We start from the raw sequence: 17,710 nt of genomic DNA, 5'->3' as shown, positions 1-17,710 counted from the left end.
GGAAGGTCCTGGGCCCGAGGGCCGGTCGCGGATTCGGTCGCTCGGTCTGTCGTCCGGCCGGGGCGCTGGGCCGGCCGGGGCGCCCGGCCTGTCGGTGTGTCGGGGCAGGGTGGGCATGGGCGGGTCTCAGTTGATCCGGATGAGCCGGGCCTTGAGGACGCCCAGCAGGCCACCGTCGACGGTGACATCCGAACCGCCGGTGACCTTCACCGATCGGCCGCCGATCCGCACCCCGTCCGTGCCGTCGATGTCCACCTGTCTGCCCCGTACGCTCACGTTGCCCTGCTTCGCGTCCAGCGTGATGCCGTCCTTGTCGAGCACGACGGAGGTCAGCGGTCGGCCCCGTCCCGCGTACACCGTCAGCTCGATCCGGTCCCGCCGGTCGTCCAGGCGTACTTCGAGGCGCTCGTCACCGGTCAGCAGCCGCAGTCCGGACGGGCCCGGCGCCTTCGCGTCCAGGAGTTCCACCCGGTGGCCCGAACGCGACACGACCGAGCGGCGGTTGACCTTCCCGCTGGTCCTGTCGATCAGTGGGACGTCGTGGGGCGACGGCTGGTCCACGCCGTTGTAGAGCCCTCCGATGACGTACGGGCTGTCCAGCAGGCCCTGTTCGAACCCGACCAGCACCTCGTCGTTGACCTCCGCGCTCACCACGCCTCCCCCGCCCACGCCGCCCCACTGCACGGTGCGCACCCAGTCGGTGACGTAACTCTCGTCCAGCCAGGGGAACTTCAGCCGCACCGCGCCGCGCTCGGCCCCGTCCGGCTCGCGTACGTCCGTCACCACGCCGATCGCCAGGCCCGGCATGCGCGGGCCACGGGCCGGCCCGCCGGTCACCAGGCCCGTCAGGGAGCGGTCCGGGCCTGCGCCGACCCACACCGTCGTCCGGTATCCGTCGTGCGGCTCCAGGGTGTGCTGCACGGCCGTCGCCGTGTACCGGCCCGAGAACGCCTGCCCGACGTTACCGAGGGCCACCGGCTTGCCCGCCCGCAGCAGGGGGTTGCCCTCGGCCACCGCCTCCAGCTCCCCGAAGCCCGCGCTGACCTGCGCGGCCGTCGCGTCCGCGACCGCCGTCGTCTCGGCCTGGGTACGGTACGGGGTGTCCGTGACGGTCAGCTTCGCCTTGCCGAACCGGGCACTCATCTCCGGACTCAGACCCGGCACCGCCGTCTCACTGATCACCGACGGGTTCCGGGCCACCAGCGGCCTCTTCGTGGTGACGTCCCAACCGCGCACCTCCACCGACGCCGCACCGTCCGCGGCCGACAGCGAGGCCCGCAACGCGAGGAGGTTCCGGCCGTACTCCAGCACCATCGGACTCTTCGTGGCCGAGGTCGACGGCGCGGGCGCGCCGGATGCCTTCTGCGGCCGGGTGAACTGGAGCAGCCCCTGGTCGTCGACACGCACCTGTGCGCCGTTCTCACCCGCCAGGTACTGGAGGAAGTCCCAGTCGGACACGTTCGCCTGCGAGAGCTGCTGGTAGGTGACCGGCGCGGCCTGTACGGCTCCGCAGGTCAGCCCGGCCCCGGCGGCCACCTTGCGGACGATCGCCGCCGTCGTCATGTTCCGGTAGGCCACCACCTTGCGGCCCCTCTGGAGGCGGTGCGCCCTGGAGTACGCGCGCACCACCGTGAACGAGCCCGTGCGGTCCCGGTCCAGTTCCAGGGCCGTCACCTCGCCGTTGAACAGCCGCTCGCGCGCCTGCCCGGAGACGGTCACCACGGACACCCGCAGCGGGGTGCCGATGGTGATGCCGGTCGCCTGCAGGAACTCGTGATCGGGGTCGCGAAAGGTGAGCACCGCCGCGTCGGGCAGGCCCACGTTCTCGTCCACCACGCAGCTGACCAGCTGGGCGGCCCAGACCTGCGGGAGTTCGGCGGGCGTCTCCACGACGGGGTCCGCCGCGAACGACCGGCCGCCCTGTGCCTCGGATGTGCTCACCGCTCCTCCTCACTGCCCGTGTCCCGCAGCGCCGGCACCACCAGTTCGGTGCCGGGCACGAGGGCCATCGGGTCGTCGATTCCGTTCGCCTCCGCGATGACCCGCCAGGCCGTCGCGTCGCCGTACTCCCGCCAGGCAAGCAGGGCCAGGCTGTCGCCCGCCACGACGGTGTGCGTACTGCGGGCGGTGCGCGCGCCGGACGTCGGGTTCTGGCCCGCCGGGTCGACGCTCGCCTCCTCGATGGACAGCGTGCAGGTGGCCCGCAGCGGCTTGCCGTCCACGTCGAACAGGGTGTAGCTCACCGCCAGGCTCGACAGCACCCCGTCGAACGAGGTCGTGCGCGCACTGCCCCACTCGAACCGAACCCACGGGCTGGCCGGTTTCTTGCGGCCCAAACTGGCCGGGGTCGGCACGCACGCCTTCATCAGCTTCTCCACCGCTTGCTCCACGGAGTTGTCATGGGTGGCGGTGGCGTCCAGGAAGACTTCGAGGCTCAATGTGCGCGGCCCGCTGCCGACGAACTCGGGCAGGGCCGACTGCCCGGCCATCCGGGACGGGGAGCGCCGCCACTCGGTGGTCTTGCGCAGCTCCAAGGTGGAGGGGTTGAACTGGAGGTCGAGCTGCGCGACCGTCCCGCCCGGCTTCGCACCGACGGAGGCCGGGGGCTCCTTCAGGGTCAGCTGGGCTCGGGCCCGACTGGATCGCACCGCTGGGGACATGCCTGGAGTTCCTTTCCGGTGCGGATACGTGGACGAGAGGGCGGGTGGGTGGGCGAGTTCCGGGCGACGGGGATACGGGGGGCGAACTGAGGAGCTGGAGGCTACCGGCCTTGTCTAACAGGCTCTATGAGGGAGTGTCAGGAAGGGCGCAGTCCTTGGTGGGCGATCTCCAGGGTCTCCACCGCGGCCTCCGATCGGGCGGGGTCGAAGGACGGCCCCTGCCAGCGCACCGGGACGATCCCGAACACCTGCCAGCTGATGATCCTGGTCAAGTCCGGTTTCAGTGCCACGATCTCGCCGTCCTTGGGCTCCACCCGGCGCAGCGTCTCGTCGAGCCAGCGGCCGATCTTCGCCGTGTCGGCGGTGACCGGCCTGGTGAGCGTGATGTTCGACCAGGTCACGCGTCCGGGCAGTTGCCAGGTGAAGCCGTTGTTGCCGCCCTCGGCATAGCTCTCCATCTCGACCTCGGCGCCCATGCCGGAGCAGGTGTGGAAGGCACCCAGGTCATTGCCGGCGATGGCCAGCCGGAAGAACACACTGGTCGCGAAGATGCTGTCTGTCATTCGTCCGTCATCCGTTCCGTGCTCTCAGCGGCGTCCGTCGTAGGGGCGGCCCGTGCGGTCCCGGCCGCGTCGCAGTTCGGTGCGCAGCAACCGGGCCATGGGGTCGAGCAGGCGGCGCGCCAGGTCGTCCAGGTCAGCGGCCTGGTCCTGCGGTGTCTCGACGTGCCTGGCCGCGCTCCTGACGGGGGCGGATGACGTTGCGGCCGGCCGCTCCGGCACCGCCTTGGCCGGTACGCCCTTGGGTACGGCGATGTCACCGGCGCCCGTGACATCGCGCTGGACCGGGGGCGCCGCCCGGCCGGTCCCGCCCGCCGCCGGTACGGGGCCCGGTGTGCCGGTCCGCGGCCGGACCACGGGGACGGTCCCTGCCGGTGACGGTCCCGGCGCCGGTGTGACCGGGGGGCGACCCGTGAATGACTGCGACTGCGGGGCGGTTACGGGAAGGGGCCGCACCGGTACGGCCTTCCTGGGTGCCCCGCGGGGCGGCGCCGCAGGCCGGACGACCGGGACACGCTGGACGGAGTCCTGGGAGCCGGTGGTTCGCGCTCCGTGTCCCTGCGGTCCGGGGCCGGGGTGCTCGGTCGCGGTGCGCCGGCCCCGCGGCGTCGGCGGGGCCACCGCGGACGGACCCGGCGACGGCTGCGCGGGGCCGCTCCGGTGCGCAGCCGGTGCGCCGGGCCAGCGCGCCGCCACCACAGGGCGACCGCCGGAGCGGGAGACGGCGGGCGCTGCCACGCCTTCCGGGGCACGGGTGTTCAGGCGGAGCGGGCGCGCGGCGAGCAGCGAGAGGGTGCGAGGCGGCACCGGAGCGGAGTGCGCTCCGGCGCGGATCACGGTGAGAGGGTGCGGGCCGGCCGTACCGGCGGTCCGGGCGCCTGTGGTGCCTGCGGGGCGTGCGGCGCCTGCGGCAGGGGCACGGGCGACGACGACCGGGGCCGGGGTGGCGGGAGCGTCTGGCCGTTGCCTGTCAGAGCCCGACCCATCGGAGGTCGCGCCGGGGGCCGTTCCGGGCGTCGCGCCGTGGGCCGTGGCGGGGGTCGTGCCAGGACGCCGGGTGTTCGCTGCGGTGCCGTCCGCGCCCTCTGGTGCCAGGCGCCGGGGCGCGGCGGCCTGGGACTGTGTCACCAACGGCGTGGCGGGCCCGCCTCCGTGGGCGGGGGCCGTGGCGCCGGGCAGCGTGGTGCCGCTGATCGAAGAGCGGTCGTCCAGGACGCGTTGGACGTCACCCGCACCGCTGTTGGAGGCGACGCGGCGTTGGACGTCAGCCGCCCCCAGCAAGGGCGCGTCCGGTCCGCTCCCTGCCTGCGCAAGGGGCGCGACAAGTGGCGCGGGCCCGGTGCGTGTCCGGTCTCGATCCGTCGTGGTCGGCGCCGGACTGTCGCCGGAACTCCGGACCGGGCGTGCGGGAGCCCGCTGGACGTCCGGGCCGGATGAGGTACGGGGCGCGCGGGCGCCGGACGCGGCGGAGCCCGGCAGGTCGACGCTGGGCGGCAGCTCGGACATCGGCGCGCCCAGGCCGCCCCGCGCGCGTGCCCCGGCGCGACGGCCAGGCGTCCGGCGCGGGGCGTCGGCCCGGTTCGCCGGGCCGTCCGGGGCGCCGGGGGCCGTTCCCGTCATGCCGCCGTTGTACGGGGCCGAGGTGCCGCCGTCGCCCTCCGAGTGGCGCTGGACGACGGGAAGCGCCGGCCCGGGCACGGTTGCGGCACCGGGCACGGCTCCGGCACCGAGCACGGAGGACGGCGCGGGAGCATCCGCAGCCAACGGTGATGCGGTAGAGGGCAGTTCGCTCAGCGGGGCGCCGAGGGGCGCACGGCTGATGGCACGCTGTGCGGGCGCCGTCGAACGCGCCCCTGACGCTGCCGGTGCGGTCGTGGTGGAGGCGGGACCCTGTACATCGGGGGCCGTGCCGAGATTGGGCGCAATGGCCGCGGCCCGCAGGGCAGGAAGGCGGCGCACGGGTCCGGCCGGGTGACGGGCAGCAGTCGGCAAAGGCCCCAGCGGGCGAAGCCTGACAGCCTCGCGGGTCGCCTCGGCACCGGAGGCACGTGACGCCTCCGGCTGTCCGCCTCTCCGCGCGGACTGCGGCCCCGTCGAGGTGCGCTGGACCGCCGGCCCGGACGACGTACCGCTCCCGGAGCCGGCCGGCGACCGGGACGCGCGCCCGGAGCCCGGCCCGGTCGTACCTGACGGTGTCTGCGAGGCACGACCGCCGGAAGCCGACCGGGCCACAGCCCCGTCAGCGCCTGCGCCCGCACCTACGCCCTGGACCACCGACACACGTCGTACCAGCGGAATGGGCGGAGCGGCCAGCGGGCGGGCGGTTCCGGAGGGGGGCACCACCGGACCTGTGCCCGACTCCGCGGCCCGTTGGACAGGGGTACCTGACGGGAGGAGCGCGGCGGGCGATTCCGTCGATGTGAGGCCACGGGTCCGCAGAACTTCTCCCGAACGTCCCTTCCCCGTAGTGCTGTTGCGACTGCGGCCTCCGGGGTGAGGCGTCGCCGACTCCGGACCGTGGCCCGCGGCGGAGACTTGCGCGGTGGACGACGCCGGGCCGGACTGCCGTGCCCCCGGACGCGTCCGGCGCGAGACGTCCGGCGTCCGCGTGACCGGCAACCGGGCCCCGCCGTCCACGGCCCCCGAGTCCGCGGTCCCTGCGTCCACGAGCCCGCCGTTCACGGCAGCGGCACCCGGCGTGCCGCCTCCCGGGCCGTTCTCCGCCCCCTCCGGGCGCAGCGCCCGGAGCAGCAGCGGGCCCCCGCCGCTGCGGGTGGGCTGCGGAGCGGCCGGCGTGGTGACGCCGCGTACCAGGCCGGTCGGGGCGGTGGGCAGCAGGGCGTGCCCGAGCCCGGCGTCGAACGACGGGTTCTGCCAGGCCGCGAGGCGCGCGCGGAAAGCGAGGCCGTCGCTGACGCCGAGCGGGGCACGGGCCACGGTGAGCTCCGGTGGTGCGGTGCGGCGCCAGCCGCCGTCCCAGTCGCCGGGCACGGAGGGACCCAGGGCGCTCGGCACGGAGGGACCCGGGGCGCCGGACACGCTCCGGTCCGGGCCGTCGCCGGACTCCTCGCCCGTTTCGGCACGCTCCGTACCCCGGGAACGGTCCGCGGGGTCCGGTCCGGCAGCCCGGCGGCGTAGCCTGTCCCGCCATGCCATGCGCTCAACCGCCTTCGTTCACACGGGTGTTGATACGGGCGATCTCGGATACCCACTGCTGGCGTTCACCGTGCGTCAGGTCGAGGATCTCCTCGCGTTGCCAGTGGAAGTGGTAGGCGATGTACGCGATCTCCTCCCGGAGCCGGGGAAGGGCGTACGTCACGATTCCCCCAGGCGCCCACCCGAGAGGTCGACCTCGAAGCCGCCCTCGCAGTGCGGGCAGGTCACCGCCGCGCGGGTGTGACCCTCGCTGTTGACGCGGCGGTAGAAGTCCTGGAGGAAGGCCACGTCGGTGGCGTACATCCGCTCCACGATCTCGGCGTGCACATCGGTGATCGCGCCGATCCGGGTGATCACCTGGCTCAGCAGCACCACGCTCAGGTACGCCGGGTTCTCCTTGACCCGCAGGTCGATCTGGGGCCGCAGTTCGTCACGGGCGGTCGCCAGGCGCATCGAGCCCTGGCGGTGCAGCGTGCCCGCCTCGTCCACGTAGCCGCGCGGGAGCTCGAACTCGAACTCGGTGCGCAGCCTGTGGTCCTCCCTGGGCGCCGGGGCGGCGGGGGTGGTGGTGGCCACCGCCGCCTGCTCCGACACCGGGGCGGGCTCCGTCGCCTGGAGGATCTCCTCCAGGTTGCCCGCGGACACCGTACGACGCCTCATTCGACGACGATCTCCTCGAAGACGATCGTGACCGACTCGGTAGCCGCGGCGGACTCGCCCGCCTTGAGGGACGGGCCCTCCCACTTGGAGGCCCAGCCCTGCATCAGCTGGATGCGCCGGACCGTGCTGCCCTCGGAGTCCTTGATCTCGATCGTGAGGTTCTGCCGCGCGGTGTCCACGGCACCCTTGTTGAGGGTCTCCTTGATCCACTTGGTGAACTCACTGCTCTTGTCGAGTCCCCGGGTGATCGTGACCTCGCCGGCCTGCCGGGCGCCGGGCTGCTTGCGGATGATCTGCTTGCCCTCCGCGCTGACCTGACGGACCTCGACGACCTCCTCCTCGACGGTCAGGCCGCTGATCTCCTGAATCGACTCGACCAGGTAGCCGCCGAGCTGCACGCCGAAGACGTGGGTGGAAAGAGCATCGCCCTCTGCCATGACTGTCTGTCACCTTTCTTTGCTGACCCGCGGGTCACTCGTCGACGAGGCTGGTGCTGTCGGAGAACTGAGCCAGCCGGAACACCACGAACTCCGCGGGCTTGACCGGCGATACGCCGATCTCACAGATGACCCGGCCCTGGTCGATGGACTCCTGCGGGTTGTTGTCGCGGTCGCATCGCACGTAGAACGCCTCTTCGGCGGTACGGCCGAAGAGCGCGCCCCGGCGCCACTCCTCGGTGAGGAACGCGGTGACGTTGCGACGGATGCTCGACCACAGCCGGTCGTCGTTCGGCTCGAAGACCACCCACTGGGTGCCCAGGAGGATTGATTCCTCAAGGTAGTTGAACAGCCGGCGCACGTTCAGGTAGCGCCAGGCCGGGTCGGAGGAGAGGGTACGGGCACCCCACACCCGGACGCCCCGGCCGGAGAAGGCCCGTACGCAGTTCACGCCGATCGGGTTCAGCAGGTCCTGTTCGCCCTTGCTGAGCCGGAGTTCCAGGTCCACCGCGCCGCGGATCACCTCGTTGGCGGGCGCCTTGTGCACGCCGCGCTCGGCGTCGCTGCGCGCCCACACCCCGGCGATGTGACCGCTCGGCGGGACGGTGGTGTTGCGTCCGGCGGCCGGGTCGAAGACGCGCACCCACGGGTAGTACAGGCTGGCGTAGCGGGAGTCGTAGCCCGCCTCGTCGTTGCGCCAGGTGCGCACCTGCTGGGCGGAGAGTCCGGGCGGGGTGTCCAGGACGGCCACCCGGTCGCCCATCTGCTCGCAGTGTGCGATCGCGGCGAGCTGCACGGTCCGCACACCTTCCGCGTCGATGTCGCCGCGCTGGTGGGCGCTCATCAGGTCCGGCACCGCGACCATGGTGATCTCGTCGATGGTCTCCAGGCCGCCGAACCCCGTACGGGCCGCGGCGTCGCCGACGTACTCGGACGCGTCGAGGCGCGCCATTTCTCCGGAGCCGGGTACGGCGGGCACGGCAGGGGCGTCGGGCAGCGCCACGGTCTGGCCGGCGGGCCTGCCCTGGGTGGCGTTGCGCTGCTCGGTGACCTCGATCAGGCTGGAGGCACGCGCCTGGTTGACGAGGTACCCCTTGACGTTCTTGCGGGTCGAGGCCTCGTACGTCTCCACGGCCTTGTCGCCCTGGCGGACCAGGACCTTGAAGCGGTCCTCCGGCGGGTTCTCGCCGTCCGCGTCGGCGATCTCCACCGACACCCCGGAGACGCCCGGCCGGGCCGCGACCAGGAAGCCGCCGAGCTCCACCGGCTCCGCCGCCCTGGTCTCCCGCTGCCGGCCGTCGTCGGCCGCCTCGGACGAGGCGCCCTCGGCGGGGCCACCGATCCGCACCACGTACGCGGCGCCGCCGCCGTTGGCGAAGTAGCCGTAGACCGCGTGGGCCAGATAGGTGCCCTCGGTGAAGCCGCCGAACTGCTGGGTGTACTGATCCCAGGAGGTCACCAGGGTCGGGGCGTGGAACGGGCCGTTCCGGGCAAATCCCACGAACGCGGCGACGGCGGTGCCGACCCCTTCGATCGGTCGGGCACCGGACTGCACCTCCTCCACGTACACACCCGGGGTGAGGTACGTCGGCATACTCGCTCCTTCGCGTCCTTACGGGTCACCTGTGTCCGGGCCGAGTCTTCGCTGCGGGTCCGCGACGGCGACAGGGGCGCGCGGACCTGGTCGGGGGCAAGACCACTGCCTTTCCGGACTCCCCGCACTGACCGTCCGGGCGTCGCCCGCTCCTGCCCTCGCGCTGCCCGCGCGGACCTGGACGCCCCGTCGGCCCGCCCGGTCCACTGGGGTCGGGACAGGGGTGCCCCGACCAGAAGCCGATGAGATGCCGACGAGGAGGCAACCGGTGCAGACGTCCGGGCAACGCGCCGAGCGGACCGAGCAGACCCAGAGCCCGCGGCCGGTGCGCGGCCGGGCCGACGCGCGGCACGAGATGTCCGGGGGCGCCGCCGCCGTGCCGCCACCGCTCACTGCCGACGCGCTCCGGGCGGCGCAGCGCGGCATGGGGAACGCCGCGGTGATCCTCATGATCGCCCGCCGCGCACGCCCCGCGGCCTCCCCGGAGCAGTTGGACCCCGGGGTGCACGAGGTCCTGCGCTCGGCCGGCAAGCCGCTCGACGGGCCGGTACGCCAGGAGATGGAGTCCCGTTTCGGAACCGAGTTCTCCGGTGTACGGATGCACACCGGGGCTGCCGCCGCCCGCTCGGCGCGTGCGATCGGGGCGCGTGCGTACACGTCGGGCAGCCATGTCGTACTCGGCGACGGCGGCGGCGACAAGCACACCCTGGCGCATGAACTCACCCATGTGGTGCAGCAGCGGAACGGGCCGGTGGCGGGCACGGACCAGGGCAACAGTCTCAGCGTGTCCCATCCGTCGGACCGGTTCGAGCGGGAGGCGGAGACGAACGCGCACCGGGTCATGGCGGGCCCCGTTCCCGTGCGGCAGGCCGCCGCTGCGACGGAGTCGCCTCCGGGAGAGGCTTCGGCCAGGCAGACGGCTGACGGGGAGGCGTCCGCGGCGGCGCCGACCGTGGCGCGCAGGCCGGCTCGGACGCCGGTGGTCCAGCGCAAGGGGCATGAGGAGCTCTCCGGCAAGCTGCCGTCCCCCGCGTCCGGTACCTCCGTGTCGTCCTTCCTCAAGTCCTTCTCGCTCCGTCCCGCTCAGGACGACCCCGTCGTCGCGGGCCTGCGGAAGGACATCGAGGCGTACGACAGCGACCCCAAGCGTGACCCCGCGCACTGTTTCCAGCAGTTGGCGACCCTGCTGCTGGCGGTCAGCTCGGCCGAGGACGACAGGCCCGCGAAAGAGGGCGGGGCGGTCAAGACCTTCCTGATCGCGGCCCGCGAGGCCCTCACGGCCGAAAAGGACGTGGTGACCGGCCAGATGGTCCGGGACAACCAGTTCCCCGAGGGCGCGCGCGGCCCCTTCGAGGCGATGACCAGGAATGGCATGCTCTGGAACGAGGACGGCTGGGCCGACAACGCCGTCGCGTTCGCCATGAGCGGACCGAGCTATTTCCGTGAACTCTCCGAGATCAACCGGGCCGGGATGGCCAAGGAGATCGCGGGGCGCGGCAGCCGGGGCTGGGTGGACAACGTCAAGAAGGCGCTGGAAATCGCACTGAAGCAGAGCGTGCTCTGCCACTACACGAGCCAGGACCGGGCGGACCAACTGGTCCAGCAGGGGACGCTCAAGTCCAAGACGGCGCTGCTGGGGGAGAACCCCGACGCGCCCAACAACTCCGAGGCCTACGACAAACACGTCCTGGCGAACGAGGACTTCGTCTTCTTCTTCCTGGAGGCGGAGGGCAGCGAACCCCGCGGCACCCGGTTCGGGAAGGTACGAATCGAGATTCCGCTCGACAAGTCCCCTCTGGAGTCACAGGGCTGGCTGATGCTCAGCGATTTCGCGCAGCGCGAGTATCCGACGATCCATGCCCATGCCGCCGACCCGGCGGACACCGCGAGCAAACTGCCCACCCGCGAGGACGCGTTCGCCGCCGAGTTCTCCGTGCCCGTGCGGAACTTCGATCTCGGGACGGGCAAGGCAAGGATGGACGACGACGAGTTCATGACACGGAGGGGCCGGGAACAGGAGGATGAACGGCGAGGCCAGATCTTGTTCGCCATGGCCCAGGCCGCGGCGGACCCGCACAGCGAGATGACCTACGGTTCCGACGAGGGGCGGAAGGCATACCCGGAGCAGCTGCGCTCCAACACGTTGAGGGGCAGCGACATCGTTCCGGGGCTGGTGGAGCGCGCGGTGCTGGAGATCATGCGACTGGAGGAGGTCAATCCGGCGCTGGCGAACCGGCTGAAGGGCATGTCGGGGCCGGACCTCATGAAGTACCTCCTCAAGGACCTCCTGCGCCCGCAGGCGATGCTGCCCAACACCGTGGATCTCAGCCAGGCCCGGGTGAGGTCCGTGTCCTGACACGGCGTTTCCGGCGGGCCGCGCCGCGTCAGGACACGGCATGGCCCGCGGGCCGCTCCGTCGAGGCGGAACGTGGGCGCCCCGCCCCTCAGGCGCCGGTGGCGTCCGGCAGATAGGGGCCGAACTCGCCGTCCAGGACCAGCCGTCCGAGCTTGCGGTACTCCTGCACGACGGCCGTCACCACCTGCCGCATGGTGAGCGGGGTGCCGGACTCCGCCGCGAGGTAGGCCGCGGTCACGGCGCAGGCCCGGATCGAGCCGCCGGCCAGTTCGAAACGGTCCGCGCAGAAGCCGAGATCCAGGTCGTCGGCCCGGGGCAGCCGGTCGCCCAGGCACCGGTCCCACAGGGCGCGGCGCTGACCGGAGTCGGGCACCGGGAAGTCCGCGACCACGTCCAGCCGGCGCGTGAACGCCTCGTCCAGGTTGGCCCGCAGATTGGTGGTGAGCACCGCGATCCCGTCGAACGACTCCATGCGCTGAAGCAGGTACGCCGACTCGATGTTGGCGTGCCGGTCGTGGGCGTCCTTCACCTCCGAGCGCTTGCCGAAAATCGCGTCGGCCTCGTCGAAGAGCAGTACCGCGTTGACCGCCGACGCCTCGGTGAAGATCCGTTCCAGGTTCTTCTCGGTCTCCCCCACGTACTTGTCGACGACCGTGGACAGGTCGACCACGTACAGGTCCATGCCCAGGTCCGCGGCGACCACCTCGGCGGACATGGTCTTGCCGGTGCCGGACTCGCCTGCGAACAGCGCGATCACGCCACGCCCCCGGCCGCCGCCGGGCCGCATCCCCCACTGCCCGAGCACCTGCTCGCGGTGACGGGCACGCAGCGCGAGTTCACGCAGTCGCCGGTGGGTGGGTGGTGGGAGCACCAGGTCGTCCCAGCCGACGCCGGGCTCCACCCGGCGGGCGAGCCGGTCGAGCCCCGCACCGTTCTGGGCACGTACGGCGCTCTGCAGATCGTCGGCGCGGACCGGACCGCCCGCGAGGGCGGCCGTGCGCACCGCCGCGTCGGCGGCGCGGCGCAACTGCCCGGAGTCCAGGCGGTGCGCGGCGACCGCACGGGCGAGCGCCTCGGCGTCTGCGACGGTGGAACCGTCACCGGCGGCCCGGTCGAGGGCGTGCCGCCAGCGCACGGCCTGCCGCTCGGGAGACGGCGCCGTCACGGTCAGGGCGACGGGGGCGTCGGCCGCCCAGGCCGGGTCCCAGCCGACGGTCCCGTGCGTGAACAGGGGAATCCCCCGCAGCGCCGCACACAACACCCCCAGCGTACGGGCCCGTTCGGCGGGTTCCGCGGGCAGCGCCTCCACCGGGCCGAGGACGATCCCGGCGCCGGTCAGGCGGGCTTCACGGGCGGCGACCCGGGCGAGTTCCGGCACTTCGCCGGAGCGTCGGGCGAGCGCCACCGCATCCAGGACGAGCGGACGCAACCCGGCCGCGCGCAGGGCGGCGGCGGCCAGGCCCTCGGCGTCGCCGCCCCGGCTGCGCAGGTGGACGAGGCCGGTGCCGGTCCGGGACGCGGCCGCGGCGCGGCGGACCTCCGCCGCTTCGGCGGTCGGGTCCTCGCAGGCCTCGCCGAGCACCCCGGCGAGCCGGGCGTCGGGCTGCGCGTTCCCCAGGAGGTGTGCGGTAACCCGGTCAGGGACGGCCAGGACGCGTGAGAGCGGCGGCCGTTCCGGCTCGGTGACCTCCACCAGACCACCCTCGACGAGCGGCGCGGCGGGGGCGAGCCGGAATCGGGCGGATGCCGCACCGGCGAGCCCGCACAGCTCCAGGGCGAGCCCGACCGTGGGGCGACGGCGGGTCAGGTCGTCGTTGAGGTAGCCGTAGAGCCGTTCGAACCGCGCGTCCAGGTCCGGCGCCACCGCGACGATGAGCAGGTCCATGTCCAGTGGGGACAGGCCGAACCGACCGGCGAGTCCGTCGAGAACGGACCCGGGAGGCGGGTGCCAGGGCTCGTGGGCGGGTAGGCCGAGGCCGCCCGGCTCGTCCAGGATGCGGGCGATCGCCTCGGGAGTGAGGTACTGGCCCCGGTAGGGGTCGTCGGGGTCGGGGTCGGCGGCGCGGCGGACCGCCACCGCATGCCGGACCCGTTCCTCGACAAGGCGGAGCCGAGACCAGAGATCCGCCATGCCGGCGGAGGCGGCATCGGCGACAGGGGCGTGGTCGGTCCGGGCATCGTGCCGGACATCGGGCCGGCCGTCGGTCCGGGCATCGTGCCGGACATCGGGCCGGCCGTCGGTCCGGGCATCGTGCCGGACATCGGGCCGGCCGTCGGTCTGCGCAGGGACGGCAGATTCGGTGTCAGGTCGAACCACGGCTTCGAGAGCGGGCTCGGCGTCGGCTTGAGCCACGGCTTCAACGACGGGCTCGGCGGCGTATGTCATGGCTGGCGGTCCCCCCGGCGGCGCCGGGCGGGGGCGGGCCGCCGCTCGCGTGGGCCGGCGAAACCGTCCGGGCCCGCCTCGCTCGTTCCCGTATAGCGCAGCCGCCGTCCCGCCGCCGCTTCCCCGCTCTCGCTCCGGGCGGCGGAGCGGACGACGAGCCCTTCGGTGACCGGCGGCGCGACGTCCGTACTCACCCCGGCGAGCGGCGCCCGCACCCGCACTCCGAGCGACGCCTTCAGCTCCCCTCCGAGCGCCGACCACACATCGGATGCGGCCGGTGCGTCGAGCCCGGACCCGGCGGTGTCCAGGCCCACGGTCAGGCCGAGTTCGGCGAGCGTGCCGGTGAGCAGCCGGGCGGGCAGCGTGTCGGTGGCCACCAGGCAGGCGAGCACCTGTGAGAGCAGCCGGTGCTCGTCCTGCGGACGGCTCGCCCACGCCGTGACCAGGTACGTCAGCTCGAACCAGCGCGGCGGGGTGCGCCGCGCCACCAAGTGCCCGTCCGCGTCGTACACCTCCCCGGCGCCGCTGCCGCGCCGGGTGGCGTCCTCGCGGATGTCGTAGAGGAAGACGCACACCGTCGGGGCGTTGCGGCGCGCCGCCCAGTCCCTGGTGGGGGCGTCGAAGACCACCTCGACGCCCGATGCCTCCAGGCCCGATTCGCCGAGCAGGCGGCGCATCCCCTCGTCGACCTCGTGGATCACCGGCGGCTCATCTCGCCGGGCGGCTGCCAGTTGCCGATGACCACCAGGAAGTCGGTCTTCACCGGTGAGAACCCGGGGCCCCTGGCCGTGATGACACGTGGTCCGGTCTCGTCCTTGGCGAGGATGAGCAGCTGGCCGATGAACGTGCCGTCCGGCTGCGGCACGGTCGGCGCGGCCGCCGCGGTGATTCCCGGCTTCCAGGTGAACCGCACCCGTGCTCCGGGCGGGAAGTCCTTGCCGCGTACCGAGGTGACGAAGCCGGGCTTGCCGATCGCCGGCACCGCGACGATGCGCGGCTGGAGGATGCGCAGCCGCTGCTGGGCGGTGTTGTCGCTTCTGTCGGCGTCCGTGCCGGTGGTGGTGAGCCGGCCGGTGACGCGGCCGGTGAGCGCCTTGTCGGGGCTGAGGACGACCCGGACGACGGTGCTCGCGCCCGGGGCCAGGTCCGGCAGCGCGCACACCCAGGAGCGGTCGCAGCCCGGCTGCGGCCCATTGTTCGGCATGCCCGGGGGCAGCCCGACCCGCAGCCGCAGCCCGGTCGCCAGTGCCTCGCGGCCGTTGCGCACGGTGTACGTCACCACGACGCGTCCGCCGACGTAGCCGGGGTTCGGCTGGGCCGTGACGCGTACCCCGGGCCCGGCCTCGGGCTCGTCCGGCTCCGGGGGCACGGTGGGCGGCGCGGTCGTGGGCACCGGAGTCGTGGGCGCAGGGGTCGTCGGGGGCGGGGTCGTCGGGGGCGGGGTCGTCGGGGGCTGCGTGGCCTCGCCGACCGGCACCACGGTCCGGCCGGCGTTGTCGCTGGGCTGCGGATCGAGTACGGCGCCGGTGACCGACCAGTCGACCGGGGCGTCGCCAGGGACGACCCCTACGAGGGTGACGGTCACCGGGACGGTGGCGCCGGGCGGCACCACACCGACATCGCACTGGAGGGAGGCTGCGTCGCAGGTGCCCCCGGGCCAGGTCAGGCCGGTGATCCGCACACCGGGGGGCGGAGCGACGGTCAGCCGGGTGCCCGGGGAAGCGGCGGGGCCGTTGTTGACCACGTCGACACGGACCGTCGTGGAGCGGTCGACGGTGACCTCGGGGACGGTGCCGGGCGCGTGGACCGCGAGGTCGACGGACTGCTGGACGCTGGGTTCCTTCTGCCGGCCCGGGAGGCCGGTGGTGAGCGGGCTGCGGCCGCCGGACGCGATATCCAGGAGGTACAGCTTCTCGGGGCTGTTGACCGGGAGGGTTTCGCGGGCGCTGAACACCAGGCCCGTGCCGTCGGCCGTCCAGGCGGCGTCACGCGGCTGGAACGGGCCGGTGGCCGAGGTGTCCGGCAGCTCCTTGCGGCAGGCGTCAGGAAGATCGCGGGAGGCGTCGGGCATCAGCACCCTGCAGTCGCCGTCCGCCAGGGACGTCAGCAGGATGCCGTTGTGCTCGTCGATCCGGCCGCCGCCGTTCTTGCGGTTGAAGGCGATGCTGCGCCCGTCCGGCGAGAACGCGGGGCTGTCGTCGATGACTTCGCAGTCGCCCGGGCATATCGTGGCGCTCAGATCGCGCTGGGCGCCCAGGTCGTTCACCGGCACGGTCCAGATGTGCTTGTTGCCGCCGCCCCCGTCGATCACCTGGTTGCGGGTGAAGGCCAGGGTGGTGCCGTCGGAGGACCAGGTGGGCTGGGCGTCGCCGCCCTGGGGCTGCCCGGCCGAAGCGGTGATCCGGTCACGGATCTCGCCGGTCGCGACGTCCGCGATCAGAATGCTGCTGGGTCCCGCCGCGTCGCCGACGCCACCCGGCGAAGTCCGGGTGAACGCGAGGTACTTGCCGTCCGGTGAGAACGTCGGGTCGGTGTCCCAGTCCCTCGGTCCGCGTCCGTCGAGTTTCATGTACGCCTTGTTGGAGCCGTCGGCATCCACCATCCAGATCCGCTCCACGCGATTGCCGACGTCGCCCTCGAAGCGGGTCACCACGATCCTGCGGCCGTCGGGCGTGTAGTTCTGCCGTTCGGTCCACGGGTCGGACCCGGGCGCGGGCCGGAAGAGCGGGTCGTCGGCGGGATCGGTGTCGGTGTCGGCTGCCGGGTCCTCGTCGAGGATCGTCAGCCCCAGGTCGCGGGGGTCGGACCCGTCCGACCTGGCGTCCTGCAGCGTCACCACGTGCGGGCCGTCCGCCGAGGTGCGCTCGACCACCACCCCGCCGTCGCCGAGGGTACCGGTCCAGGTGGGCGAGAGGACCTCCCGGTCCTCACTGAGCACCAGTTCCGGTGTGGCGTCGGAGTGCGCGGGCACCCGGAACACATGGTTCCAATCGCCCTCGCAGTCACAGGTGCGGTCGGGGCTCAGGAACAGCACACCGTCCCCGTCGGGCAGCCATGCTGCCCCGTGGGTACGCCACCCTGCCTGTACGCCCCCGAGCAGCGGCCCGTCGGTGCCCCCGTCCGTCACCCGCAGCCGGGGTCCCTGCGGCCCGGCGGTGGTGTACGCGATCAGGTCCCGGTGCGCGGGGTCGTCGACCGGGTTCCACGCCGGGTCGGTGGCCTCGCCGTTCAGGGGATCGGTGATCCTGGTGGCGGTGCCGCCCTCCAGGGGCCGGACGTAGATCTGCATCCCGGCCACCGGATCGTTGCCGCCGGAGTACGCCAGGCGCCGCCCGTCCGGGGAGACCGTCGGGCACTCCTCGTCCCAGGGTGTGTCGGTGAGCCGTGTCAGGCCGGTGCCGTCGGTCCGCACCAGCCACAGGTCGCGCTGCTTGCGACCGTCCGGGCCGCCGGGTTCGGCCGAGTCGAACACCACGGACTGTCCGTCCGGCGTCAGTTGGGGGTGCCCCGCGTACCGGCCGCTGGTGAGACGGCGCACCGAACCGTCGGCGGTCCGCAGGTAGACCTGCGGGGCCTTCTCGTCGCGACGGCTCACGAAGACCATCGCGTCGCCGAGGGCGGACGGCTGGATGTCGAAGTGGGCCGGGCCCGTGCCGAACAGCGGTGCGCTGTGGGTGTTGTTCTGCGCTTCCACCCGGCCGAGACTTCGGTGCCGGGTACCGGCGTACGCGATCCGGGTGGCAGCGGCGTCGGCCGCCTGCGGCCGGGACTCCGCGCTGCCCTCGCCGGAAGCGGTCGTCACCGCGAGCAGGGGGATCAGGAGCAGCAACGACGCCCCGAGTCTTCCTGGGCGGAACCGCCCACCGGGGCCGGCGGTGCGCATCACGGTCCACCTCGCTGT

12 protein-coding genes are annotated in these 17,710 nt (G+C 73.3%); 1 reads left to right on the top strand and 11 read right to left on the bottom strand.

Annotated features, from left to right (window positions below; translation table 11 throughout):
* Positions 1 to 126: 126 nt before the first annotated feature.
* The 8 genes from FHX80_RS33995 to FHX80_RS33965 form a co-directional block, all read right to left on the bottom strand.
* Positions 127 to 1,941 carry a VgrG-related protein gene (locus FHX80_RS33995; protein ID WP_145768323.1) on the bottom strand — a complete coding sequence of 605 codons (1,815 nt, stop codon included), beginning with the start codon at positions 1,939 to 1,941 and terminating at the stop codon, positions 127 to 129.
* On the bottom strand, positions 1,938 to 2,660 hold the full coding sequence (locus tag FHX80_RS33990) for a CIS tube protein (RefSeq protein ID WP_145768322.1): 723 nt from the start codon (positions 2,658 to 2,660) through the stop codon (positions 1,938 to 1,940). Before FHX80_RS33990 ends, FHX80_RS33995 begins: the two co-directional genes overlap by 4 nt.
* Before the next feature lie 137 nt (positions 2,661 to 2,797).
* Positions 2,798 to 3,223 carry a phage tail protein gene (locus tag FHX80_RS33985; RefSeq protein WP_123465434.1) on the bottom strand — a complete coding sequence of 142 codons (426 nt, stop codon included), beginning with the start codon at positions 3,221 to 3,223 and terminating at the stop codon, positions 2,798 to 2,800.
* A 24-nt stretch (positions 3,224 to 3,247) separates the two neighbouring features.
* Positions 3,248 to 3,577, bottom strand: coding sequence for a hypothetical protein (locus FHX80_RS33980; protein WP_145768321.1), 330 nt, complete (start codon positions 3,575 to 3,577; stop codon positions 3,248 to 3,250).
* Positions 3,578 to 6,380: 2,803 nt separating this feature from the next.
* Positions 6,381 to 6,539 carry a DUF6760 family protein gene (locus FHX80_RS35035; RefSeq protein WP_167523820.1) on the bottom strand — a complete coding sequence of 53 codons (159 nt, stop codon included), beginning with the start codon at positions 6,537 to 6,539 and terminating at the stop codon, positions 6,381 to 6,383.
* Positions 6,536 to 7,036, bottom strand: a complete 501-nt coding sequence (locus FHX80_RS33975; protein ID WP_145768320.1) for a zinc-ribbon domain-containing protein — start codon at positions 7,034 to 7,036, stop codon at positions 6,536 to 6,538. The genes FHX80_RS35035 and FHX80_RS33975 overlap by 4 nt, the downstream gene beginning before the upstream one ends.
* On the bottom strand, positions 7,033 to 7,473 hold the full coding sequence (locus FHX80_RS33970; protein WP_145768319.1) for a phage tail protein: 441 nt from the start codon (positions 7,471 to 7,473) through the stop codon (positions 7,033 to 7,035). Before FHX80_RS33970 ends, FHX80_RS33975 begins: the two co-directional genes overlap by 4 nt.
* 34 nt (positions 7,474 to 7,507) lie before the next feature.
* Positions 7,508 to 9,067 carry a phage tail sheath family protein gene (locus tag FHX80_RS33965; RefSeq protein WP_145768318.1) on the bottom strand — a complete coding sequence of 520 codons (1,560 nt, stop codon included), beginning with the start codon at positions 9,065 to 9,067 and terminating at the stop codon, positions 7,508 to 7,510.
* A 268-nt stretch (positions 9,068 to 9,335) separates the two neighbouring features.
* Between FHX80_RS33965 and FHX80_RS35325 the strand changes: the two genes are divergently transcribed.
* Positions 9,336 to 11,423: an eCIS core domain-containing protein gene (locus tag FHX80_RS35325; protein ID WP_244318771.1), complete on the top strand. Its 2,088-nt coding sequence runs from the start codon at positions 9,336 to 9,338 to the stop codon at positions 11,421 to 11,423.
* An 88-nt stretch (positions 11,424 to 11,511) separates the two neighbouring features.
* On the opposite strand, the gene FHX80_RS33955 is transcribed toward FHX80_RS35325, so the two are convergent.
* The 3 genes from FHX80_RS33955 to FHX80_RS33945 all read right to left on the bottom strand — a co-directional run bounded on the left by FHX80_RS33955 (position 11,512) and on the right by FHX80_RS33945 (position 17,692).
* Positions 11,512 to 13,554 carry an ATP-binding protein gene (locus tag FHX80_RS33955; protein ID WP_145768405.1) on the bottom strand — a complete coding sequence of 681 codons (2,043 nt, stop codon included), beginning with the start codon at positions 13,552 to 13,554 and terminating at the stop codon, positions 11,512 to 11,514.
* Between the two features lie 251 nt (positions 13,555 to 13,805).
* The gene (locus FHX80_RS33950; RefSeq protein ID WP_145768317.1) at positions 13,806 to 14,510 is read right to left on the bottom strand and encodes a Pvc16 family protein; all 705 of its coding nucleotides are present in this window, start codon (positions 14,508 to 14,510) and stop codon (positions 13,806 to 13,808) included.
* Positions 14,507 to 17,692 carry a DUF11 domain-containing protein gene (locus FHX80_RS33945; protein ID WP_145768316.1) on the bottom strand — a complete coding sequence of 1,062 codons (3,186 nt, stop codon included), beginning with the start codon at positions 17,690 to 17,692 and terminating at the stop codon, positions 14,507 to 14,509. Before FHX80_RS33945 ends, FHX80_RS33950 begins: the two co-directional genes overlap by 4 nt.
* Between the last annotated feature and the right edge of the window lie 18 nt (positions 17,693 to 17,710).

Origin of the sequence: Streptomyces brevispora, assembly GCF_007829885.1 — a bacterium.
In the GTDB taxonomy this organism is placed as follows: domain Bacteria; phylum Actinomycetota; class Actinomycetes; order Streptomycetales; family Streptomycetaceae; genus Streptomyces; species Streptomyces brevispora.
The sequence above is the reverse complement of the archived record's forward strand: the minus strand, read 5'-3'. Positions and strand labels throughout refer to the sequence as shown.